Source organism: Nostoc sp. LEGE 06077, assembly GCF_015207705.1.
GTDB lineage: Bacteria > Cyanobacteriota > Cyanobacteriia > Cyanobacteriales > Nostocaceae > Nostoc_B.
Map to the genome: position 1 here is coordinate 150,745 of NZ_JADEWI010000007.1, position 24,102 is coordinate 174,846.

Below are 24,102 nucleotides of genomic sequence, written 5' to 3' on the forward strand. Positions count from 1 at the left end.
GTTAAGAACCAAAATTTTGCATTATTTGTGATTGATTAGAGTTTGGCTGAGTGCTATCTCGGTGAATTAAAAATGCCACAATTGCCAGTACAGCTAAATTAATCGCTAAAATTCCCATAGCACTCCATACCCAAATTTTCATGTCAGCCTCCGAATTTTTTAGTTATCAGTTGGCTTGTGATGATGAAACCTAATTCCTAAGAAAATATCGTAAACAAACTCAAAAAAATCTTTCTTTTGGGATAATCCCGAAGTTTGATAACAGCCTTTTTCATCTAACAGAGGCTTCATCACATAATATGCTGGTTGATAATTGTACCAAGGAATCGAAGGCCAAAGATGATGAATGAGGTGATAATTCTGCCCCATAATTAGGAGATTCAGAATGGGGTTGGGGTAAACGCGAGCATTTTTCCAGCGATCGCGCTCAACAAACGGCCGATGTGGCAGATAATCAAAAAATAATCCCAGTGCTATCCCAACGATAAAGGCGGGTATAAACCAAAAATTGAGAATGTAGCCTAAAAAGCCATACTGCACAGAAATATACACAATACTGACAACAATTAAGCGGCTAATAAACCACTCTAATAGCTCATATTTCCGCCATAGCTGCCGTTGAAAGAAAAATACTTCATGGTATAAAAACCGCACTGCAATCAACCACAAAGGCCCACCTGTAGAGACATAATGATCGGGGTCATCTTTGGGATGATTAACATGAGCATGATGTTGTAAATGTACCCGTGTAAATACTGGAAAAGCAAAAGCCAATATCAACGCGCTACTATGACCTAGCATCGCATTGATGATCCGGTTACGGTGTGCAGACTGGTGACAAGCATCGTGAATAACTGAGCCAGAACCATGCAAAGCTAAGGTGTTAATGCAAAAGCATAACCAGTGTGGCCATTGCCACAGCCAGTAGCCCAAATTCGATAACACTAACATGGTGACAGCAGACAAAAAAACCAGCATTGTCGGGCTGAAATAACCAGGAGGCGCTAAGAATTCTTTCGGCGGGATTTTTAATACTTTTTGTTGTGCCTCCAACGCCAGCATTTCTGACTCCTTCTTTATCAAAACATTACGAATATACGATAAATATTAGTCAAAAATAAAGTTTGATAAAGTTTTGTATAGCAATTTTTATGTAAAGATCTGCTTCGTAGCAGATGAATAACGCTATGATTCCAGACGAAACCCAAGTATTTGCTGATCGCTAGGGTGTGTCAACTCAGTTATTTCAGAGTAGTGAGAAAAAAATCTTCCTGGGGAGGGAGGGCATCAAGATTAGTGTACGATAACTATTCTGTTCTCTAATCCCTCAGAAAAATCCCAGGGAAACTCAGCAATTTCCATCCAAAAACCTTTCCTCGAATCTACTCTTTATCTGCCCCTCGCTAACTGCTTAAATTGATTGATGTGGCAGTAACTGAATACAGCATCTCCTTTAATCTACGATGACTGCTTAACAAGCTCCCTAAAATCAGCCCCTATGCAATTAAGAGATTCTCTACGTCGGACAAAAATTGTCGCTACAATTGGCCCCGCTACCAGCAGCCCAGAAATGCTCAAGGCGATTATCGAAGCAGGAGCAACAACGCTGCGCCTTAACTTCTCTCACGGTACTCATGCTGACCATCAGCGGAATATTCGCTTAATTCGGCAAACTGCTTTTGAACTTAATCAGCCAGTGGCAATTTTGCAAGACTTGCAAGGGCCAAAAATTCGCTTAGGGCGGTTTGAAAATGGGTCTATAGTTTTAGCAAAAGGCGATCGCTTCATCTTAACTAATCGCCAAGTTGTAGGTACACAGGATATTAGCTGTGTTACATACGAATATTTGGCTGAAGAAGTCCCCAGCGGAGCCAAAATTCTCCTCGATGATGGGCGAGTAGAAATGGTGGTGGAAGAAATTAATCGGGAAAAGGGTGATTTATGCTGTCGTGTGACAGTTGGTGGTAAGTTATCCAATAACAAAGGCGTAAACTTTCCTGGTGTATACCTGTCCATTAAAGCCATGACCGACAAAGACCGAGAGGATCTAATGTTTGGTCTAGACCAAGGCGTAGACTGGGTAGCACTTTCCTTTGTCCGCAACCCCCAAGATGTCATCGAAATCAAAGAACTGATTTCCAGCACCGGGAAGCAAGTCCCCGTCATTGCCAAAATTGAAAAGCACGAAGCTATCGAACAAATGGAAGCTGTTCTGGCTTTGTGTGATGGTGTAATGGTAGCTAGAGGTGACTTAGGGGTAGAACTACCAGCAGAAGACGTTCCCATACTGCAAAAGCGGCTAATTTCCACAGCTAACCGCTTGGGAATTCCCATTATCACCGCTACCCAAATGTTAGATAGCATGGTGAGTAATCCCCGCCCCACCCGTGCGGAAGTATCAGACGTAGCCAACGCAATTTTAGATGGTACTGATGCAGTCATGCTTTCTAATGAAACTGCGGTGGGTAACTACCCAGTAGAAGCAGTTGCAACAATGGCGAGAATTGCCGAACGGATAGAACAAGAAGAACGGAACTCAGCCACACGCCAACTGCGAGATAGTAGACGTTCCATTCCCAACGCCATCAGCCAAGCAGTAGGTCAAATTGCCGAAAACCTGGGAGCAGCTGCAATTATGACCTTAACTCAAACTGGAGCGACCGCGCGTAATGTGTCTAAATTCCGTCCCCGGACACCAATTTTAGCTGTGACACCCCATGTCAACGTAGCGCGACAATTACAATTGGTTTGGGGTGTGAAACCTTTACTCGTATTGGGTTTGCCTTCCACTGGTCAGACATTCCAAGCTGCAATCAACGTCGCTCAAGAGCATAAATTACTGTTTGAAGGCGATTTGGTGGTGATGACTGCGGGTACACTGCAAGGCGTTTCTGGTTCCACAGATTTAATTAAAGTTGAAGTAGTAACAGCGATATTGGGTCAAGGAATTGGACTGGGACAAGGTTCAGTCAGTGGTCGCGCTAGAGTTGCTTTAACAAGTACAGATGTCAGCAACTTTAACCCCGGCGATATCTTAGTAGCGCCCCGCACTGGTGCTGATTTTGTTGATGCGATTCGCAAAGCATCTGGCATTATTACTGAAGAAGAAAGCTTGACCTGTCACGCCGCAGTCATTGGCTTACGTCTCGGTGTCCCTGTAATTGTTGGTGTGAAAAAAGCCACCCAGGTCATTCGTGATGGGGCAATTTTAACCTTGGATGTGCAACGAGGGTTAATTTACTCTGGCGTGGTGGGAACACCTTAAAAAAGGCAAAAGGTAAAAGGCAAAAGAACTACTCTGGTTGAGTTTCAAAGTTAACTCGTTCGTAAATCTGGCGATGGGGAATTTGGCAGTTAGCAGCAACTAAATTTAAAACTCCATCTTCATCGTCAGTTTCTTTAAATAGCCAATTGCCATCAGGAGTTTTGCTAAACTGCTCAATGTGCAGTTGATATTGGTCAATCAAAATATATTCTTGAAATTCGGGGATGGAGCGATAATAAGTAAATTTATCACCTCTATCTCTACTACTAGTAGATTTAGAAAGCACTTCAAAAATAATGCTGGGATTTATTACTGTGTCTTTCCTTCCTGATTGAAAGACTGGTTCATCTTTGATGATGAGAACATCAGGATATGTGTATGCTTGGTAACGCGGAATCCAGAGACGCAGGTCATTGGCATACACATTATAATTTTGTTGTCTTAGCCTGGGTGAAAGACCTAATACTAGGTTGATAATAATTTGGTTATGATTAAGTGATCCTCCGGTCATTGGGATAATTTCTCCATCACGGTATTCACTGCGGGACTCAGCAGCCTCTTCGTGTGCCAAGTATTCCTCCGCGGAGTATTGACGGGGGGGAGTCTGCACAACCATAAGATTTATTTACTCAGGTAACATTAGCCTCATTATAAATAGGGCGATGAGGATTTTGCGATCGCTCATGATGTTTCACCGCAAAGGATATATTTAATTGTTGAAGAGATGCGATCGCTTTTATATTGACGGCAACAGCGGAACTTCAAGGGCATATTCAGCGTATGAAGGGTAGCCATTGCTAGACCTCCCACAAAAATTTATTGGTCATGGTAGCACGATAGGAGTTTAGGAAATGGGTTGAGGGTGCGATCGCCTTTGGTTGATGAATGCGATCGCTTTATCATCTCTACTACTTGTCTTGTGATTTTTCTGGTAGAGATTTTAGTGGTGTTTTTCGCACAACCCAATCTAGATAAAGTACAAGAATCTGCATTTTCCAGAAATTGTTAGCACTTTTGATATTGGCATCACTCAGTAGCCATTTACAAAACTTTTCCAGCAGTATTCCAACAACAACTTCAACAGACTTATTTATAACCAGAGGGATTAGTGTTTCTAGCATTACGATTGCCTCAGTAGCTTGACTGAGTTCAATGTCGCAATTTTCTTTTGTAGTTATTTATCTGACTTACCTTGACTTAGCCTGACTTACACTGATTTAACTCCACATTTTGATAAAAACTTTGGCTACACTGGCTTATAAGTAATTGTGGGAGTGGTCAATGTCTATACCAGAGGACTTTCTTCAGCAACTGGAGCAATACAGTGAATTGTCGCACCGAGAGAAAGAAGTTTTTCTGGAAATATTCGGTCGTAGTAAGAATCGAGTCAACGTAACTCAAGAATTAAACATTTCTGAAAGTAACCTTGGTACTTGTCTTACAGGCATTTACAAAAAAGTTTGCATCACTTGTAATGGCCCTGTTAAAGAAAGCCGCTTACGGGAGTATCTGAGCAAAAGATACTCACAGCAAAAACCCCCTGGCGATTTAACTACAGATGGTATAGATGATTCTATTGATACTTTAGTGCAAGAAATCCGCAAACAAATCAAACCCTATATCAAAGAAAAGTGCGGAACCATGCGGGTATTAGATATGCCTAAGCCAATTGAGTTAACAGGAAAACAAGGTATTTACACAAATGTCAATATTCTGGAAGCAATAACAGGACGAAGACGACTAAAAGTTGCGGAACTAATGCAAAACTGTGACCATGATAACTTTGAGCGACTTGGACTTAGCAGAGTAAAACAGAAACGAGTCTCAGGATTAGAGGTTGTACAGCGTTATAGTAAGTTGATGGTTTTAGGTAAACCAGGAGCAGGAAAAACTACTTTTTTAAAATATCTAGCAATGCAGTGTATTGAAGGGAGATATCAAGCAAATAGAGTTCCCTTGTTTATCACATTAAAAGATTTTGCAGAAGCACCTAAAAAACCAGATATTTTGAAATTTACTGTTCAACTATTATCAAGCTGTGGGGTAACTCATGCCAGTGCAGCAGTAGAGAAACTGTTGAAACAGGGTAAGGCATTGGTATTGCTGGATGGGTTAGATGAAGTACGAGAGGAAGACACCAATCGTGTTTTACGACAAATTCGGGAATTTTCTGATCTATTTCACACCAATCAGTTTGTAATTACCTGTCGTATTGCTGCCAAAGAATACACCTATCAAAGTTTCACAGAAGTAGAAATGGCAGATTTTGACGAAAAACAAATAGCAATTTTTGCTCAAAACTGGTTCCAGTTAACTGATCCAGTTAAAAGTCAAAGATTCATTCAAAAACTAAAGGAGAATAAACCAATCCAAGAATTAGCTAGTAGTCCTTTACTTCTGACATTACTATGTTTGGTGTTTGGAGATAGTGGAGATTTCCCAGCAAATCGTTCTGAACTTTATCAAGAAGGATTAGATGTATTGCTGAAAAAATGGGATGCCAAACGCAATATTGAGAGAGAGCAGGTCTATAAAAACCTGTCTTTGCGGCGTAAGGAAGACTTACTGAGTCAAATAGGCTTAACTACCTTTGAGCAGAAAGACTATTTCTTTAAGCAGAAAACTGCCGAAACATACATTGCTGATTTTATCCGTAACTTACGCAATGCTGACACAGATCCAGAAGTATTGAAACTCGATAGTGAAGCCGTTTTAAAGTCTATTGAAGCACAGCATGGGCTACTAGTAGAAAGGGCAAAGGGTATCTATTCCTTTTCTCACCTAACGTTTCATGAGTTTTTCGCTGCAAGAGAAATAGTTGCTAACTCTGCGTGGGAAAGTCTGGTAGAGCATATTACAGAGATACGTTGGCGGGAAGTATTTTTGCTTGCAGCTGGAATGATGCGTAAGGCAGATGATTTATTAGTTTTGATCAAGTCAAAAATTGACTTACTTATAGCTTTTGATGATAAGTTACAGAACCTTTTACAGACAGTATATAACAAAGCATTATCAGTCAAATATAACCATAAAGGAGCAGTAGTAAGAGCATTCTACTTGGAACACGCTCTTTTTTTTAGTTACTCAGTTCTAGATTCCTGCAATGAACTTGCTACAGCACTTGGATTTAATATTGAAGTTGATCCAGAGATTGATTTTGACGAGAAACTTACCGATGCTCTTGAAGTTGTAAACTCTGATCCATTAGAATGCCTGAGTTATGCTCTTTCTCTTAACCTTAACTTAGAACCTGAATTTAAAAAATCACTTCAAAATTTAAAAAAGCAAATTCCTTTCTGTGATAATCCAGAAAAGTGGATTGAACGAGAAGACAAGACTATAGACGAATGGCTAAATACTCTGAGAATTCTGATAATTAAATATAGGAAAATTGGTTATCAAAAACAATTAAATGACGAGCAAACGGAATTGATATGGAATTACTATAATATTAATTTATTACTACTTGATTGTTTAAACAGTGATTGTTACGTTAGCTGTGAAGTCAGACAAAAAATAGAAGATTCGCTATTTTTACCAATAAAAATTAAAGTTGAGTAAAGAGTACATCAATATGAATTGTAAAATTATTGAATATTTCTACAACAAATTACAATTTAATTATTTAAAAGATAGCTTGTGGTAAAAGATATTTGCGCTCGCACTTTTACTTTTTCAGTTCGCATAGTCAAATTGTGCCATTTTTTAGATGACAAACGAGGAGTAGCACGAACCCTTGCTCAACAGTTGTTGAGGTTAAGAAGATTGATTAGAGCTAATGTAGAAGAAGCAAAAGCTGTTCAAAACAAAGCAGAGCAGAAGTTTACTAGTTCCCTACATAATTGATCATAAACAAGAAAGTTTTACTACTGAATGAGTATAAATGCCCTTTCAGCCATAACGTAAAGCCGATCGCTCCCTCTTCTATCATCAGCAAAGCAAGTGCATCTTCTAATATTGGCTGTAAACACAACTATGTTGTTACGATAATTTCATATAAGATTTTTTAGATGTTGTAGCCTTGATCCAATCGGAAACTTTAGAACTACTAGAATGGCATCGCCTCTGCCAGCATTTGGCGACATTTGCGGCAACTAAGCTAGGGGCGATCGCATCAACTAATTTACAAATTCCTACATCACAGTCAGTCAGCGAGCAGTTATTAGCACAAACTAAAGAAGTTTACCAACTAGAAAGCCGTCTGGCTACAGGCTTATCTTTTGATGGTATTCAAGATATTGGTGATTCTCTAGAACGCGCTGAACTCCGAGGGATTTTAGCTGGGGATGAATTACTCGCGATCGCCACCACTCTAGCAGGGGCGAGAAATTTACGGCGTGTAATTGATAACCAAGAAGATACACCAGTATTAACTGATTTAGTCGCAGATTTACGCACTTATCCAGAATTAGAACAGGAAATTCACCGTTGTATTGATGAACGTGGGGTTGTAGCTGATCGTGCCAGCCAAAAATTAGCCGAAATCCGTGATGATTTGCGGCGATTACGCAGTCAAATTAATCAAAAACTGCATAATATTTTACAAGCGAAATCGAATGCTGTTCAAGAACAACTAATTACTCAACGGGGCGATCGCTTTGTTATTCCCGTCAAAGCCAGCCACAAAGATGCTATTCCCGGTATCGTTCATGATAGTTCTACAAGTGGTGTGACTCTGTACGTGGAACCTAGTTCTATCGTGCCGATGGGGAATCAATTGCGGCAAACGCTGAAACGAGAACAAGCAGAAGAAGAAGCAGTGCGGCGCATTTTAACTGAGCAAGTCGCAGCCGTCACCCCGGATTTAGAAAGGCTATTAGCCATTGTGACGACTTTAGATTTAGCGGCGGCGCGATCGCGTTATAGTTACTGGTTAAAAGCAAATCCCCCCAGATTTATTAACCGTGAAGAACAAGAAATTGTGACTTTACGTCAGTTGCGTCACCCGTTGTTAATTTGGCAGCAACAGCATGAGCAAGGCCACTCGGTAATCCCGGTAGATTTATTGATTAGTCCCCATATTAAGGTAGTAACAATTACCGGGCCGAACACTGGGGGAAAAACTGTCACCTTAAAAACTCTCGGTTTAGCAGCATTAATGGCGAAAGTGGGTTTATTCATCCCCGCCCGCGAACCCGTGGAAATGCCTTGGTTTGACCAGATATTAGCAGACATCGGTGATGAACAATCCCTCCAGCAGAGTTTATCGACATTTTCTGGGCATATCCGCCGCATCAGCCGGATTTTGAATGCATTAGAAAATGAAGAGGAAGAAAATCAGCCCAACTCGCTCGTATTACTCGACGAAGTAGGCGCGGGTACAGATCCAGCCGAGGGTAGCGCCTTAGCGATCGCACTTTTGCAATATCTCGCGGAACACGCCCAGTTAACAATTGCCACAACTCACTTTGGAGAACTCAAAGCCCTAAAATACGAAGATGCGCGGTTTGAAAATGCCTCGGTAGAATTTGATGAAGCTACTTTGTCGCCTACCTATCGTTTACTGTGGGGGATTCCAGGACGTTCTAACGCTTTGGCGATCGCGCTGCGTTTAGGCTTAAAACCAGAAGTAGTAGAAAATGCCAAAACTCAAGTAGGCGAAGCCTCTGACGAAGTTAACCAAGTAATTGCCGGGTTAGAAGCCCAACGTCGCCGCCAAGAAACCAAAGCCGCAGAAGCCCAAAAACTCTTGCAGCAAGCGGAACGATTATATAAAGAAGTTTCTGACAAAGCCGCATCCTTAGAAGAACGGGAAAAATCATTGCGGGTTTCCCAAGAAGTTGCTGTGCAACAGGCGATCGCGCAAGCCAAAGGAGAGATTGCCCAAGTCATTCGCCGCTTGCAGCAAGGCACACCCACAGCGCAAGATGCTCAACAAGCCACCAATGCTTTAAATCAGATTACCCAAAAATACCAGCCAGCCGCCGTAGCTAAACCCAAAGTGGGCTTTATGCCAAAAGTAGGCGATCGCATCCGCATTTCCCAATTTGGCCAAACCGCAGAAGTTTTAACCGCTCCCGATGAGGATGGAGAGTTAAATGTGCGCTTCGGCATCATGAAAATGACAGTAAAATTGCCAGACATCGAATCTCTTGATGGGCAAAAAGCTGAACCCATTGTCAAACAAAAACCAACACCAACACCAACTACTCCGTCACCCCAAGCCGCACCCGCCATTCGTACTTCTAAAAATACAGTCGATTTACGAGGTAAGCGGGTAGCCGATGCCGAAATTGAATTAGATAAAGCCATTTCCGAAGCCAATGGCCCCATCTGGATTATTCACGGACACGGTACAGGAAAACTAAGGCTAGGTGTTCATGCCTTTTTGCGACAACATCCTAGAGTCAGCAGTTACGAACCAGCCGAATCAGCTGATGGTGGTAGTGGTGTGACAATTGCTCAAATTTCTTAAGCTAGATCACTGTAGCGAGAAATTGTGTCAAAGCAATTGTGCGATCGCGAACTTTTTTCAGCTTCGACAATCCTAAATACTTGGCAGAAGCCATCAAAAAACATCAGGAAATTTGTATATTCTTGCTATTTTTTTGGTAAATTTCTGCTAGTAGAGATTGTGAAAGCAAAAATAGCGATCGCTTACTGAATACCACCTCAAAATTGTTTTTCCTCTGTATTGTCTCCACCTCAACTAGTCAGCTATTCACAAGAAAATCTTTCTTCTCTTGTTCCCTCTTTTCCAGCTAGTATTTTTCTCTAACGATAATCGGAAACATCTTTGTAGTTACTTACCAAAAAATCGCTGCAAATCACCTCACAATTTGATACCCTAGCTAGAACAGTTTTGATAAAAGTTAACAGCGTGGACATTCAACTTGGGCGGGGAAAAACGGCTCGTAGGGCTTATGGAATTGATGAAATTGCACTAGTCCCCGGCAACAGAACTTTAGATCCTAGTTTGGCAGATACTAGCTGGCGGATTGGCAATATAGAGAGAAATATCCCCATAATTGCTAGTGCAATGGATGGTGTAGTTGATGTAGGTATGGCTGTGCGTTTGTCACAGTTAGGTGCATTAGGCGTTCTCAATTTAGAGGGTATTCAAACTCGCTATGCTGACCCAAACCCTATCCTAGATCGGATTGCTTCGGTCGGAAAGGATGAATTTGTCTCCTTAATGCAAGAACTCTATGCCGAACCCATCAAGCCGGAATTAATTGAAAAACGGATTCAGGAAATTAAACAACAAGGTGGAATCGCGGCTGTGAGTGCTACACCAGCAGGAGCCAGCAAATATGGTGAGACTGTGGCGAAAGCTGGAGCAGATTTATTTTTTATCCAAGCTACAGTCGTCTCCACAGCCCACCTTTCACCAGAGTCGATAGTTACCCTGGATTTGGCGGAATTCTGCCGTTCTATGCCCATCCCGGTGGTGTTGGGTAACTGTGTTACCTATGAGGTCACTTTAGACTTAATTAAGGCTGGTGCAGCGGCGGTATTGGTGGGTATTGGCCCTGGTGCAGCTTGTACCTCCCGTGGTGTGTTGGGTGTGGGTGTACCCCAAGCAACAGCGATCGCCGATTGTGCCGCTGCCCGCGATGATTACTATCAGCAAACTGGTAAATATGTACCTGTGATCGCTGATGGTGGTTTAATCACCGGTGGAGACATTTGTAAGTGCATTGCCTGTGGTGCTGATGGTGTGATGATTGGTTCACCCTTTGCTAGAGCCGCTGAAGCCCCTGGGCGCGGTTTTCATTGGGGAATGGCTACTCCTAGCCCTGTGCTACCTCGCGGAACGCGGATTAAAGTTGGAACAACTGGCACTCTTGAGCAAATCCTCATTGGCCCCGCAGGCTTAGATGATGGCACTCACAACTTGTTGGGCGCTTTAAAAACTAGTATGGGTACTTTGGGAGCCAAAGACATCAAAGAAATGCAGCAAGTTGAAGTTGTTATTGCTCCTTCTTTGTTAACTGAGGGCAAAGTTTACCAAAAAGCGCAACAATTAGGTATGGGTAAATAAAGAAATTATGAAGGTGATCGGCTGAAAAAACATATTTCATCCTAGCCTGCGGCAAGCAGCTAGAAACTTCTACACACTTCATGCTTCATACTTTCACTTTCCCTAATCCCTTAGATATATCCAGTTGAAAATCTTCAGGAAATTTTTCCAGACTCGCAAACATTCAACTGGAAAAATCCTGTATGTCGCCTACAATAGAGAAAGCGGAGACGCATGTTTCCGTTCACTCCTCACACCACACTCCGCCCGGACTACTGTTCGGGCGGTTCCTTATGTTTATCATCTGGTTTCGTTGCAAATGTACATCCTTACTCTTCAGAGCAGATGTTTTTGCTATGGTAGAATTTTCACGAAACTCAGAAATGTAATTGGCAAAGGTTTTTAGGCATGTCAGCAGCCGCACAAGTTACAGATTCTACTTTTAAGCAAGAAGTTCTCGACAGCAGCGTACCTGTTTTAGTTGATTTTTGGGCTCCCTGGTGTGGCCCTTGCCGCATGGTAGCTCCTGTTGTCGAAGAAATTGCTGTTCAGTACGAAGGTAAACTCAAAGTTGTAAAAGTTAATACTGATGAGAATCCTCAAGTGGCAAGTCAGTATGGCATTCGCAGCATTCCCACATTAATGATTTTTAAAGATGGGGCTAAAGTTGATATGGTCGTTGGAGCCGTACCCAAAACTACATTAGCTACTACTTTGGAAAAGTATGTTGGTTAAAACTCAATCGGTAATACAATCCTTTTGAGACGCTTATTTGCTTACGTTTTAGGTAATTTTTGTACAAAAGTTTGTGAGACGCGAAACCTCGCGTCTCAGTAAAACTTTCTCAGCGCTAGTTAATGGACATACAACTATTTGAAGAACTAATTCTTGGTTCTCAAATATTGAATATCTAGCCAGCATAGCCCTAAATTATGCTTCCTCAGACTTCTAGTTTGAGGATAGTATGTTTTATTTGATAAAATTTGTTTTTAATTGTTATCTACAACTAACACACCAAAATCAGATCCCTATGACTAGGCGATTGAGAAATCACCAAAAATTCTAAACCTTGGTCGCTTTGATTAAATATTTGATGGGCAATACCAGGGGAAATTTCTACACCTTCATGTTGAGATAAAATTTGGCGATCGCAATTTATTTCTAATGTGGCAGTTCCAGATAAAATAACGAAAAATTGCTGCGATCGCTCATTATAGCGCTTCACTTCATAAGTTCCATCTGACATTAATTTATGAATTACACTCAAATGTGGTTGTTTAACTAAATGCCAGTCAAACTGTTCCCTGTTCCCTTTTCCTTATCCCCACCAAAGAACTTTTTCAGCAAGCCCTAATTATCATTAACCAAAACTAAAAAAGACAGGCATATTGCCTGCCTTTAATAAAAAAGGATTTATCAGAGAATTTTAGAAATTCATTTCAGCAGCTTGAACTTTTTCAACCTGTTTTTTCTTGAGAACTAGCATGACTTGAGCCAACATTACCAGAGAGACAAAGGCAATTAACCAACCAACTCTGCTGGAATCTTGTAACACAATTTCTGTATCTTTTTGACCGAAGCCACCAACGTTGGGGTTACTGGTCAAAGCATCACCAGATTTTACTGCTTGTCCTTCAGAAACAATCAGTTCTGGGCCAAGAGGAATTGTATCAGTGACCACATCACCAGATTCGGCTTTGATGTTCACTAAATATTTAACGTTACCGTCACCATCTTCTTCTTTAGCAATTTTGCTAATGGTGCCAGTAGCCGAAGCGTTGTAAGCTGTGTTATTGCTCTTTTCGCCAGTAGGATAAACTTGTCCGCGTCCTCTGTTACCACCTACATGAACTGAATATTTACCGAAGTGGATATTCTTATCTGTTGCAGGGTTAGGAGAAAGAACTGGGAAGACAATTTCTTGATATTGTTCGCCAGGTAAGGGGCCAACAATCACAACATTGTCTGAACCTTCTTTGTAGGTTTGGAAGTAGGTGTCACCGACTTCTTCTTTCAGTTCTTCAGGAATACGGTCTTCAGGCGCTAGTTTGAAGCCTTCAGGTAGCATCAAAACTGCACCGACGTTTAAGCCAACTTTAGAACCATCTGCACCAACTTGCTGCACGCTGGTATCGTAGGGAATTTTCACCACAGCTTTGAATACTGTGTCAGGCAGCACTGATTGGGGAACTTCTACTTCTGTTGGTTTGGCGGCTAGGTGACAGTTAGCACAAACAATTCTACCTGTCGGTTCGCGGGGAGTTTCAGGGTAGGTTTGCTGCGCCCAGAAGGGATAGGCGGCAGCACTTTGAGGAAGAGCAATATCGCTAGTAAAGAAGAATGTTACTGTAGCGATCGCTATGAGCAATGTTCTAGTAATTGCTCTAGCACTGCGAGTTAAACTCGCTGTTGTAAAGGAATTTCTCATCTCTATAAGGACAACGATTCTTGGATGAAGTAGTCGGTCATTGGTCAAGAGTCAAGGGTCAATTGTCAATGGTTTACACTATGGACTTTTAACTCAACACTCAGCACTTAGCACTCAAAATTAAGACCACCAAGGTTCTTCGCCGGTGCGGAAGTCTGTTTCAGTCCAGGTTGTCAAAACAATCTTGTCGTTTTCGGCTTTGGCGTGGCTTAAAGCCAAAGAACGTGGCGCAGGGCCTCGGACTACTTTACCAGTTGCATCGTATTGAGAACCGTGGCAAGGACATTTAAACTTGTTTTCCGCAGCGTTCCAAGGAACAACACAACCCAAGTGGGTGCAAACAGCGTTAATGCCGTAATCGGTAATAGCTTCTTTGCTTTCGACCACAATGTAGGTGGGGTCGCCCTTCAATCCTTGAACGAGGGTGCGATCGCCTACGTTATGGCTGTCGAGAAATTGACTAACGCTCACATCGTTGCCGAGGCTGTCTTTTGCAGTTGTACCACCACCAGCACCACCAGCCGCCGGAGGAATAAAGTAGTTAACAACGGGATACAATGCACCCAGAGCTACTCCAGTGACAGTCCCAAAAGTGAGCAGGTTCATGAATTGACGACGACCCATATCAGGCACGTCCATTGATTCCGAAAATTGAGCCATATCCTACGCGCTCGCTCTTTGTATATTTTGTTTAAGCATTCTGACAAGAGTACTAATGCTTGAGCAACTCTTGTCTGGGTTGAAATGCCAACTAACGATGCTAAACTTCTTTGTTGCAAGATACTTTTAGCATCTTTTCTGTTAGCATTACATTTCTTTATATCCCTATCATACTTGAGTTACGGAACTTAACATCATAACTAAATGTAAAATCTAATTGAGAGAAGCTATGACAGGAAAGGAATTACACCAACTGTTGCTTGATAAATGGGGACATTCTTACGATGTCCAGTTCCGCCGTACTCAAGGCAAGATATTTCTCCAAGTCATGTGGAAATATCTAGAGCAAGCTTCTTTTCCACTTACAGAGGCAGAGTACCAAGAACATCTTGATACCATCGCTAATTATCTTAATGCTTTAGATGGTACAGCACAGGTAAAAAGTTTTATTGCCCAAACACGCGATCGCCCCAGGCTGGGTAAGGCTGTCAGTATACCCCTCGATTTGGGTGAACGTGCTTCCGAATGGATAGTATAAACAGAAGCAGGAGATAGGAAGTAGGAGTGAATAAAAACTTTAAAATCCTACTCCTTTTGGAGATATTGTTTGATTTATTAGTAATTGTCCTAAATTTAAACTATAAAATTCTTGCCCCTATAGGCACATCTCTATCGGGCTGTATTAATGCCACTTTGCCATCATCTAAAACTACACCTAAAACTAAAACTTCTGAAATAAAATCAGCAATTTTACGAGGTGGAAAATTAGTCACAGCTAAAATTAAACAATTTACTAAATCTCCTGGCTGATAAAGTTTGGTAATTTGGGCGCTAGATTTTTTTATGCCTAAATCACCAAAATCTATCCAAAGTTTGTAGGCAGGTTTGCGTGCTTGGGGAAATTCAGCAACTTCGATGACCTTACCTACACGAATTTCTACTTTTTCAAAGTCATTGTAAGTTATCTGTGTCATTTCCCTGTGAGCTTAACTAAACCAATCCCACCCATATAAAGCCCTAAAACTGCACCAGCTAATAAAGCTTGGGTTAAGGGGTCGGTAGAAGGTGTGAGGACAGCACCTAAAATTACGGCGGCCATAATCACGAACCGCCAGCCAGAAAGCATCCTGTCGGAAGAAACGATTCCTAAATTACCTAGTAACAGTTGAATGATGGGAATTTGAAATGCCAAACCCGTGCTAAACAGTAGCAGCAGTATAAATTCAAAATACTTATCAATTGACCACAGTTGTTCTACGACATCAGCACCGTAACTAATAAAAAATCTCAAAGCTGCGGGGATAAGGACTGAATAGGCAAAGACTAAACCCCCAACAAATAACACACTCGACCCTAAAACTATCGGCCCCACTAGGCGACGTTCACGGCGTGTCAAGCCTGGGAGAACAAACTGGATAATTTGATAAAGGATAAAAGGAGTAGAAAGTACCAGTCCGCTATAGCCAGCGACTTTTAAGGAGACAAAGAAATATTCTCCGGGTGCAAGTTGGAGAAATTTGACCCCCTGTGCTGGTACTTCCAGTAATTGCACAATTGGCTTGACAGCCAGAAAACAGCCGATAACAACAATGACTACAGCTATTAGCGAATAAAATATCCGTTGTCGTAACTCTTCTAGGTGGTCGAAAAGAGACATTTCGACTTCACCAGGCAACTCATCAAGAGGATCATTGTCTGAGTTGCCTTGTCCTTCTAGATCGATATTGGGATTGGTAATGGTGTCGGCTTCTGATGAAGGAGTCATGAGTAGGCTATTAGGCAACATTTGTTAACTATTCTATTACTCCCTTACACCGCTGCCAAAGTAATGAATATCGTTGCGTCAGTTTTAGTTGAAAAACTAAATAGCAAAATTATGTTTATTTCTGATTGAGGATTTTTTTCCTGTTTCTTTGTGGTAAGGCTTGCATAAGTTAGTGGGAAGCCATCTTGTGAATCATCACCATCCTGTAAGCTACATAAGATATGGGGATGGAACTGAAATTTAAGCAATTACGTCTCTGCGTCCAGTAGCATTGCATAAATTGATACAATATCAACAGATAATGCTCAGTTGAAAAAATCCGATTCATCAAGGTGGCATCTTCAGCGATAGCGCGATCGGAAATTCTTTGCTGAGGTTTGTATGTATAGGATAATGTGCATTGGATTAATAGCATTACCTGCTTATTTTTACAATGCGAAACCCAGTTTAGCGAGTAGTAACTATGTTTTTATTACTACTACTAATTTTGCTAAAATAAGTATAGACACTCAACTTAATCGAGTGCCGTGGCAAATCTCGTCTAGAGAAGATCAAACAGGAGATTGTCTCCGACACGGTAAGTGTAGAGATTAATTGGTTGATGTACGTGCAAGTTGTATATTCTTTGGGTGAGGTTGTTATTAGTCATTTGTCCCTTATTTTTTGTAAATACTAGGACTTGTGCAACTAGCACACCAATTTTTGGGTACAAGAGTCAACGAAAAAAATATCACACTTGCGTAAGTCCTTATACTGTTTCTCGATGAAAATACAATTTATCGGTTGTTGTAGAGATGTTGTGTACAACGTCTCTACAAAATTTATCGAGTGCAGCTTCTCATAAAATTGCTATAAAGACAAATGACTATGACAAATTTATGTAAAAAAAGAAATATAATTTGATGCTGGATATGGACAGTCAGGGCTGCTTCCATGATTGATTCATCAGCCACACACTGCACTGCTATAATCTGACAGCATGAATTTTTAACTTCCCACAAATATTAAATTTAACGAAAGTTTTAGTTATTCAGGATGGGTGTACGCTACCTAGATGGGAATGCGTCATCAGAGGATTTAACCAATGGGATATGTAATTGCTACTGCAAATATGAAAGGCGGTGTAGGGAAAACCACTCTCACCGTCAACTTAGCTACTTGTTTAGCGAAAAATTACGGTAAAAAGGTACTGGTATTAGATTTAGATACCCAAATTAGCGCCACCCTGAGTTTAATGTCGCCTTTAGATTTTGCCAAGCGCCGCAAACAAAGACTAACGTTTAGATATTTAATCGACGATGTTATTAATCCAGATCCCAATAGCAAGGTAACAATTAACGATATTATTCAAACCCAAATTTGTGGACTTCCAGAACTTAATTTATTGCCTGGGGATATCGACTTATATGATGAGTTTGTTGTATCAGAAATGCTGCACAAACAAACCGTTGCTTTTGGTGAACAAAACTTTGAAAATGTCTGGAACCGTTTTGAAAGAGTTTTGATAAATAACATATTAAAACCAGTACGCGATCAATATGATTTTATTCTGTTAGATTGCGCTCCTGGTTACAATTTGCTGACTCGTAGTGCCTTAGCTGCGAGTGATTTTTACATTCTTCCCGCCAAGCCAGAACCTTTATCGGTGGTGGGAATTCAACTGTTAGAAAGACGCATTGGCCAGTTAAAAGATAGTCATGAACATGAAGCGAAAATAAATATCAAGATGCTGGGAATTGTTTTTAGTATGTGCAATACCAATTTACTCACTGGCAGATATTACAAACAAGTTATGCACCGAGTTGTGGAAGATTTTGGTGTAGAACAAATTTGTAAAGCCCAAATTCCTGTTGATATTAATGTGGCGAAAGCTGTGGATAGTTTTATGCCTGCTGTTTTAAATGCACCTCAATCTGCTGGTTCTAAAGCATTTTTGCAGTTGACGCAAGAGTTATTGCAGAAGTTGTAGAGGATAGATTATGTCATGTCCGCTTGATTACTTATAAAAACCGAGGAACCCCACCCCGCCAAAACTACGTTTTGTCTCTCCTCGCTGTTCACGGCTGTGGTGTACACACAAATAAATGTTCGTTGAGTGCATCTGTCCCACCTCGGAATGAATTCCGAGTCTCATAGCGCAAGTCATCTCAAGATGGCTGAAAGAGAATTATATTGCAGTCCAGTTGAGTGGACTTTGGCTATGAGCCTGGAACTTTAGTTCTAGGCGGGATGTGGTTGAACACGAAAATTTTTGACTTGTGTGTACACCGCACCGTAGCTATTCACGGGGAAGGGCTGGGAGTGGAGTGCTACGATTGTGGGAATTATAACTAATCATCAGGACTTGATATTACAGATCATTTTCTGTAACCTGTCACCTATTCCCTAAAACTACCAGCAGCGAAGTTGAGGCGCTGATTGCATATATGTATCATTGTTAAAGTGAAATGGTATCAGGTATATCAATTTTTAAAACAGAATTAAAATAATGAATAAAGGATTTCTTAACTTTCTTTCTAAGATTATCTGCTTACCAAACTTGACTTAAATCTAAAACAAATCCTGGTAATAGATTTTCACCGCTTAATGTCGAAGGATTTTCTAATTCTTCTACAGCTTTTTCAGGACGATAAATAAATACTTTGTGTTGTTTTCTATCTATTAACCAACCTAATTCTGTACCATTAGCTATATATTCTTCCATTTTTTCTTGTAATGTTTGCAAATTATCTGTCTCTGAACGCAATTCCACTACAAATTCAGGACAAATAGGCGCAAACTTCTTTCTTTGCTGTAAAGGTATTGTTTCCCATCTGGCTTTTTTTATCCAGGCTACATCAGGAGAACGCACTGCACCGTTGGGTAAAGTAAAACCACCGCTAGAACCAAAACCTACACCCGTACCATCTTGCTTTGTCCAAATACCTAACTGGACAATTAAATTAAAATTGCGTTCATCTGTTTCTGAGCCTGTGGGGGGCATAATCAATAATTCTCCCAGGTGATTACGTTCAATGCGAAAATCACGGTTTACTTGACAGAAATCAAAAAGTTGCTCGTCACTTACGATTATGTTTGGTTGCATTTTCAGCACCATTGGTAAGATTTCTGTGGCTACAGGTGTTTGGGTGTTCATAATCTTGGAAAATATCAATTCCTACATAAACATAGAGACGTTTGATTAAACGTCCCTACATTCATGTTAAACCTGTTTTAAAACTCCCCAGCTAAGGCAGAAACGCACCTTTCGCACAATAAGGGATGCTCTGCTGATTCTCCCACATGGGTTGAGTAGTTCCAACAGCGATCGCATTTTTCACCATCTGCATTCGCTACTCCAATTTCCCAATTATCCTCACCTTGGACGTTTAAGGTTTTCAATGCTTGGAGTTTATCAGCAGAATCTAACAATTCAACTTGAGATGTTAGGAATAGATAACGCAGTTCATCTACACCCTTACCAACTTGAGGATTTAAAGTTGCAATGGCGTTACGAATGTTTGTATCTTTGATGTAAATTAAAGCTTTAGCTTCTAAGGAAGAACCAATCATTTTTTCTATCCTGGCTTGTTCTAAGACTTTATTTACATCCGTGCGAAGCCGTCGCAGTGTTTTCCAAAATTCTGCCAGTTCGAGGTTATCCCATTTATCTTCTAACTGCACCCAACCAGCTTCAAATACTGATTTGTAGGGTGTTTTATAGGGGAGATATTGCCAGATATCTTCCGCAGTATGACAGAGAACAGGTGCGATCGCTCGTGCTAAATTTTCTAAAGCAATGTGAATAACTGTCTGACAACTGCGACGGCGGAAAGCATTGGGCGCACTGATATATAGCCTATCTTTGGCGATATCTAAATAGAAGTTGGATAAATCCACAACACAAAAATTCTGCACAGTTTGGAAGAAGCGGAAGAATTGGAAACTTTCAAACGCTTCCGTTACTTCTTGAAACACCTCACGAATGCGGTGCAACATATATTTATCCAACTGCGGCAAATCCTCAAAGGGAATTGCATCTTTTTCTGGGTCAAAATCATGCAAGCTACCCAACAAGAACCGCGCTGTATTGCGAATCTTACCGCGCACATCGTTTAGTTGCTTGATGATATTTTTCCCAATGCGGACATCACCGGAATAGTCTACCGATGATACCCACAATCTCAATACATCTGCACCATAAGCTGGGTCTGATTTTTGATTTTTCCCGCCTTCAATGATTGCATTGGGGTCAACCACATTTCCTTCAGACTTGCTCATTTTACGCCCTTGCTCATCCAAAGCAAAGCCGTGAGTTAACACAGTTTTGTAAGGCGCAATGTCATTTACCGCTACACTAGTCAGCAAACTTGACTGGAACCAACCGCGATGCTGGTCGGAACCTTCTAAATATATATCAGCAGGGTAGCTTAACTCTGGACGTTGCTTAAGTACAGCCGCCCAAGATGAACCAGAATCAAACCATACGTCCATTGTGTCAGTACCTTTGCGGTAAGACCGACCATTATTTCTATAGGATTCTGGTAATAATTCCGCCACCGATAATTCCCACCAAGCATCAGAACCTTTCTCGGCGATGATGGCTTGAACGTGGTTGATAGTTTCCTCGTTTAGCAGAGGTTCGTTTGTTTCCTGATCATAAAATACGGGAATTGGCACCCCCCAAGCACGCTGACGAGAGATACACCAATCAGAACGTTCCGCCACCATTGGCGTGATGCGATTTTCACCTTGGGCTGGTATCCATTTTACCGATGCGATCGCCTTTAGTGCTTCTTCCCTAAATCCTTCCACTGAAGCAAACCACTGTTCAGTCGCCCGGAAAATCGTCGGCTTTTTCGTCCGCCAGTCGTAAGGATACTTATGCGCGTAAGCCTCCTCCTTCAACAGCGAACCCGCCGCCGCCAGCGCATCAATAACCGCCTGATTTCCATCACCCAACACATTCAACCCAGCAAACTGTCCCGCTTCCTCGGTAAAGTTGCCGTTATCATCAACAGGCGCAAGGATAGGCAAACCATAACGCTGACCCACAATGTAGTCTTCTTGACCGTGACCAGGGGCAGTATGTACCAAGCCAGTACCCGACTCAGTAGTGATGTAATCACCACCAACTACAACCGGACTTTCGCGGTCATATAAGGGATGACGGTAAGTAGTATGTTCCAACTCCTTACCTTTAAAAGTCGCCTTCACCGTTAACTCAGCCGAGATAGTCGCCGCCAACCGTTCCACCAAATCCGCCGCTACAATGAGATATTTAAAATTACTTTGAGCGTCTGTGCTTGAAACTTCCACCACCGCGTAATTTAAATCCCCATTCACCGCCACCGCCAAGTTACCGGGAATTGTCCAAGGTGTAGTAGTCCACACAGCCACACCCAACTCTGACTGATACTCTCCCAAAGCTGATTTTGCAGCCTCCGACAAACCAGTGACTGGAAAAGCCGCATAGATACTCCGCGAAGTATGACCTTCTGGATATTCCAACTCCGCCTCAGCCAAAGCCGTTTTAGAACTTGGACTCCAGTGAACCGGCTTCAACCCGCGATAGATGTATCCTTTTAACACCATCTGCCCGAATACACCAATCTGCGCCGCTTCGTATTCCGGCTTCAGCGTCAGATATGGGTTATCCCAGTCACCCCAAACACCGTAGCGTTTAAAACTTTGGCGTTGGTCATCTACCGTTTTTAAAGCAAATTCTTTAGCTTTTTGGCGCAATTGCAAAGGCGTTAAATTTTGCCGTTCTGCCGACTTGAGATTTTGCAAAACTTTCAGTTCAATTGGTAAGCCGTGACAGTCCCAACCAGGCACATAACGAACCTTTCGCCCTTGTAACAACTGGTAGCGATTAATAATATCTTTGAGAATTTTATTTAAGGCATGACCAATATGCAGAGAGCCATTTGCGTAGGGTGGGCCATCGTGCAGTATAAATAGTTCGCCTGGATTTTCTTGCGACAGGCGTTCAAAAATTTGATTGTCTGCCCAAAACTTTTGAATTTCCGGTTCACGCTTGATGGCGTTAGCCCGCATCTCAAAATTAGTTTTAGGTAGATTTACAGTGTCTTTGTAGCTTCCAGTTTCCGTCACAGCTTCATGCCTAAGAATATATGTGCAGGTTTTATCAATTATAGAAGATGGCAGGAAGCTCAAAAAATTAACTTGACAACAGGTTCTCGTTTTGAAAACATAATATGAGTTGGATGCAATAACAAAATATTTAGTTTTAATATCAAAAATAAAAAATGCACCTAATCAGCATTCGTAATTTACGTGCTGATGCTGGTAAATATCCAGATGCAGTAGAGTCAGTGAACTCTTGGTATCAAGTGGTGAAATCTGCATCATGGCAAAACTTCAACGAAGTTCGACAATTTTACCTAACAGCAGATGTAGTAAGTAATTTTACAATTTTTAATATCAAAGGTAATACTTATCGCCTAATTGTGAGCATAGATTATGAAGTCCAAACAGTATATTACAAGTACTTCTTAACTCACGCTGATTACGATAAAGAAAAATGGAAAAATGACCCTTTCTTTTGATATGTTTTAGATACAATTAATCTTAGGTTGCACTATTTGATAGTGGCTAAAAGTCATACTTACTTTTGGCGATTGGAGTAAGTTATGAGACGGGTCTTCGCCGTTAACGGAAGGAAAACTTTTATTACAGGCCGCCGCTGATCGGGCGATAAGGTATATGACCACTTCTTTTAATACAATCACTTATAGCCAACTTTTGGTAGAGCTTCAACCAAAAGTTATAACAACAGAAGAAGAATACGATCACACTCTAGAAACTGTAGAAAAATTAATGGCGTGTAAAAATCGTACACCAGAGCAGACCGCCATACTACAGCTTTTAGTTACTCTCATTGAAGAGTTTGAAAACAAAAACTATCCCCTTGAACCATCATCGCCTCATGCAATTCTCAAGCACTTGATAGAAGCGCGAGGAATTAAACAATCTGACTTGGTAGGAATTATGGGTTCTAAAGGTGTGGTTTCTGAAGTTGTGAACGGTAACAGAGCAATTAGTAAAGCTCAAGCAAAAGCACTAGGGAAATTTTTTCATGTTTCTCCAGCATTGTTTATCTAGTCGCTAGTTTAAATTGAGCGATCGCCACTTGAATACAAAAAACCCAACATGATATTAAATTCAAGCTGGGTTTAACACAATTTAGCTCATCTAACTATTTGGCGGTATTTGTTCCGGTGGTGCTTCTGCGGGAGGAGCAAGCACCGCATCAGGCGCAATTTCTTCTACGGGAATCGGTTCTTTATTTTCCGCTTCTGGATGTGCTTGTGCTGCTTCTACCAATTCGGGAGATGGTGGATGGGGTGGAATTACTTCGGGTACACTCTCGGTTGTCGGTGCGACATCTGTAGTCGCAGGTACTTCTTCAATAGCAGGTTCAGGGATGGGTGTAGTTTTGTCAATAATCTCAACAGTTGGTTTCTCCACTGGTGAATTTTTACTGACAGATGGTTGTACTTTACCTTTCACGCCGCCCAAGGTGCTACTCAACCCTTGTTGCAGCTTGCCGAAGCGTTCTTGAAGAGATAACTTTGTCACCTGTTCTTGCAGGGAAGTTTTCACTGCGGCTGAACTGGGTACTGGAGTTTGTTGTAACTGCGGTGTTACCTGTCTACGGAGTGACAATGTTTGCCACCCAAACCACACTAAAAGAGCCACACTCGCCACATGACCTAGTAATAATCCTCCGCCAATATGTGGCGCGAACACCCATAAAACTAAAGCGTAAAATAATCCAACACCACTCCAAATAAAATCATTCTTGCGATGGATCTCTGGGAAAAAGAAAGCTGATACGTAGAGTAATAAACTACCAAGACCGACCACCAAAGCTAGGACGTATGCCAGCATTTTGGGTTACTCCTTAACTATTTTTCATGGGGGATTGGGTATTGAGTATTAGATACTAGGTACTAGAAAAATTAATCTGAATTTAAGGAAAAATTATTCTGAATTTAATTCCTAATTTCTAATCC

The 24,102-nt window shown here is 41.3% G+C and carries 20 protein-coding genes and 1 pseudogene; 9 read left to right on the forward strand and 12 right to left on the reverse strand.

Annotation, left to right across the window (positions count from 1 at the left end):
* Position 1: 1 nt before the first annotated feature.
* Positions 2-142 carry a hypothetical protein gene (locus IQ244_RS07420; protein WP_193891423.1) on the reverse strand — a complete coding sequence of 47 codons (141 nt, stop codon included), beginning with the start codon at positions 140-142 and terminating at the stop codon, positions 2-4.
* A gap of 17 nt (positions 143-159) precedes the next feature.
* Positions 160-1,062, reverse strand: coding sequence for a beta-carotene hydroxylase (gene crtR / locus IQ244_RS07425; RefSeq protein WP_193891426.1), 903 nt, complete (start codon positions 1,060-1,062; stop codon positions 160-162).
* Positions 1,063-1,498: 436 nt separating this feature from the next.
* Between crtR and pyk the strand changes: the two genes are divergently transcribed.
* Positions 1,499-3,265: a pyruvate kinase gene (gene pyk / locus IQ244_RS07430; RefSeq protein ID WP_193891429.1), complete on the forward strand. Its 1,767-nt coding sequence runs from the start codon at positions 1,499-1,501 to the stop codon at positions 3,263-3,265.
* 28 nt (positions 3,266-3,293) lie between these two features.
* Here pyk and IQ244_RS07435 read toward each other — a convergent pair whose 3' ends face one another.
* Both IQ244_RS07435 and IQ244_RS07440 read right to left on the reverse strand, forming a co-directional pair.
* Positions 3,294-3,881 carry a Uma2 family endonuclease gene (locus IQ244_RS07435; protein ID WP_193891432.1) on the reverse strand — a complete coding sequence of 196 codons (588 nt, stop codon included), beginning with the start codon at positions 3,879-3,881 and terminating at the stop codon, positions 3,294-3,296.
* Between the two features lie 292 nt (positions 3,882-4,173).
* Positions 4,174-4,386: a hypothetical protein gene (locus IQ244_RS07440; RefSeq protein WP_193891435.1), complete on the reverse strand. Its 213-nt coding sequence runs from the start codon at positions 4,384-4,386 to the stop codon at positions 4,174-4,176.
* A 160-nt stretch (positions 4,387-4,546) separates the two neighbouring features.
* On the opposite strand from IQ244_RS07440, the gene IQ244_RS07445 reads away from it, so the two are divergent.
* The 4 genes and pseudogenes from IQ244_RS07445 to trxA all read left to right on the forward strand — a co-directional run.
* Entirely contained in the window at positions 4,547-6,826 is a 2,280-nt protein-coding gene (locus IQ244_RS07445; RefSeq protein ID WP_193891437.1) for an NACHT domain-containing protein, read from the forward strand.
* Positions 6,827-7,286: 460 nt separating this feature from the next.
* On the forward strand, positions 7,287-9,680 hold the full coding sequence (locus tag IQ244_RS07450; RefSeq protein ID WP_193891440.1) for an endonuclease MutS2: 2,394 nt from the start codon (positions 7,287-7,289) through the stop codon (positions 9,678-9,680).
* Positions 9,681-10,085: 405 nt separating this feature from the next.
* Positions 10,086-11,249: a GuaB3 family IMP dehydrogenase-related protein gene (locus IQ244_RS07455; protein ID WP_193891443.1), complete on the forward strand. Its 1,164-nt coding sequence runs from the start codon at positions 10,086-10,088 to the stop codon at positions 11,247-11,249.
* Between the two features lie 363 nt (positions 11,250-11,612).
* Positions 11,613-11,963 (forward strand): annotated as a pseudogene (gene trxA, locus IQ244_RS07460) (thioredoxin); the annotation flags it as partial.
* Positions 11,964-12,234: 271 nt separating this feature from the next.
* Here the strand turns inward: trxA and IQ244_RS07465 are convergent.
* The 3 genes from IQ244_RS07465 to petC all read right to left on the reverse strand — a co-directional run bounded on the left by IQ244_RS07465 (position 12,235) and on the right by petC (position 14,316).
* The gene (locus IQ244_RS07465) at positions 12,235-12,453 is read right to left on the reverse strand and encodes a cupin domain-containing protein (protein WP_322746034.1); all 219 of its coding nucleotides are present in this window, start codon (positions 12,451-12,453) and stop codon (positions 12,235-12,237) included.
* Positions 12,454-12,654: 201 nt separating this feature from the next.
* Positions 12,655-13,656 (reverse strand): cytochrome f, encoded by a 1,002-nt coding sequence (gene petA, locus IQ244_RS07470; protein ID WP_193891451.1) that lies wholly within the window; start codon positions 13,654-13,656, stop codon positions 12,655-12,657.
* 120 nt (positions 13,657-13,776) lie between these two features.
* Entirely contained in the window at positions 13,777-14,316 is a 540-nt protein-coding gene (gene petC, locus IQ244_RS07475; RefSeq protein ID WP_193891453.1) for a cytochrome b6-f complex iron-sulfur subunit, read from the reverse strand.
* 229 nt (positions 14,317-14,545) lie between these two features.
* Here petC and IQ244_RS07480 point away from each other — a divergent pair, with 229 nt between their 5' ends.
* Positions 14,546-14,854: a DUF3067 family protein gene (locus IQ244_RS07480; RefSeq protein ID WP_193891455.1), complete on the forward strand. Its 309-nt coding sequence runs from the start codon at positions 14,546-14,548 to the stop codon at positions 14,852-14,854.
* Positions 14,855-14,954: 100 nt separating this feature from the next.
* Here IQ244_RS07480 and IQ244_RS07485 read toward each other — a convergent pair whose 3' ends face one another.
* Both IQ244_RS07485 and tatC read right to left on the reverse strand, forming a co-directional pair.
* Positions 14,955-15,290, reverse strand: a complete 336-nt coding sequence (locus tag IQ244_RS07485) for a tRNA-binding protein (RefSeq protein ID WP_193891457.1) — start codon at positions 15,288-15,290, stop codon at positions 14,955-14,957.
* Positions 15,287-16,081, reverse strand: coding sequence for a twin-arginine translocase subunit TatC (gene tatC / locus IQ244_RS07490; protein WP_193891544.1), 795 nt, complete (start codon positions 16,079-16,081; stop codon positions 15,287-15,289). Before tatC ends, IQ244_RS07485 begins: the two co-directional genes overlap by 4 nt.
* Positions 16,082-17,165: 1,084 nt before the next feature.
* On the opposite strand from tatC, the gene IQ244_RS07495 reads away from it, so the two are divergent.
* Positions 17,166-18,050 (forward strand): ParA family protein, encoded by an 885-nt coding sequence (locus IQ244_RS07495; RefSeq protein WP_193891459.1) that lies wholly within the window; start codon positions 17,166-17,168, stop codon positions 18,048-18,050.
* Between the two features lie 561 nt (positions 18,051-18,611).
* Here IQ244_RS07495 and IQ244_RS07500 read toward each other — a convergent pair.
* Together IQ244_RS07500 and ileS are read right to left on the reverse strand one after the other, a co-directional pair.
* The gene (locus tag IQ244_RS07500) at positions 18,612-19,217 is read right to left on the reverse strand and encodes a Uma2 family endonuclease (protein WP_193891461.1); all 606 of its coding nucleotides are present in this window, start codon (positions 19,215-19,217) and stop codon (positions 18,612-18,614) included.
* Between the two features lie 77 nt (positions 19,218-19,294).
* Entirely contained in the window at positions 19,295-22,177 is a 2,883-nt protein-coding gene (gene ileS, locus IQ244_RS07505; protein WP_193891463.1) for an isoleucine--tRNA ligase, read from the reverse strand.
* Positions 22,178-22,332: 155 nt separating this feature from the next.
* Between ileS and IQ244_RS07510 the strand changes: the two genes are divergently transcribed.
* A complete protein-coding gene (locus IQ244_RS07510; protein ID WP_193891465.1) occupies positions 22,333-22,632 on the forward strand; it encodes a type II toxin-antitoxin system HigB family toxin in 300 nt (99 codons plus the stop codon).
* Between the two features lie 157 nt (positions 22,633-22,789).
* Positions 22,790-23,188, forward strand: coding sequence for a helix-turn-helix domain-containing protein (locus tag IQ244_RS07515; RefSeq protein WP_193891468.1), 399 nt, complete (start codon positions 22,790-22,792; stop codon positions 23,186-23,188).
* Between the two features lie 90 nt (positions 23,189-23,278).
* Here the strand turns inward: IQ244_RS07515 and IQ244_RS07520 are convergent, their stop codons facing one another.
* Positions 23,279-23,977 (reverse strand): Ycf66 family protein, encoded by a 699-nt coding sequence (locus tag IQ244_RS07520; protein WP_193891471.1) that lies wholly within the window; start codon positions 23,975-23,977, stop codon positions 23,279-23,281.
* Positions 23,978-24,102 lie beyond the last annotated feature (125 nt).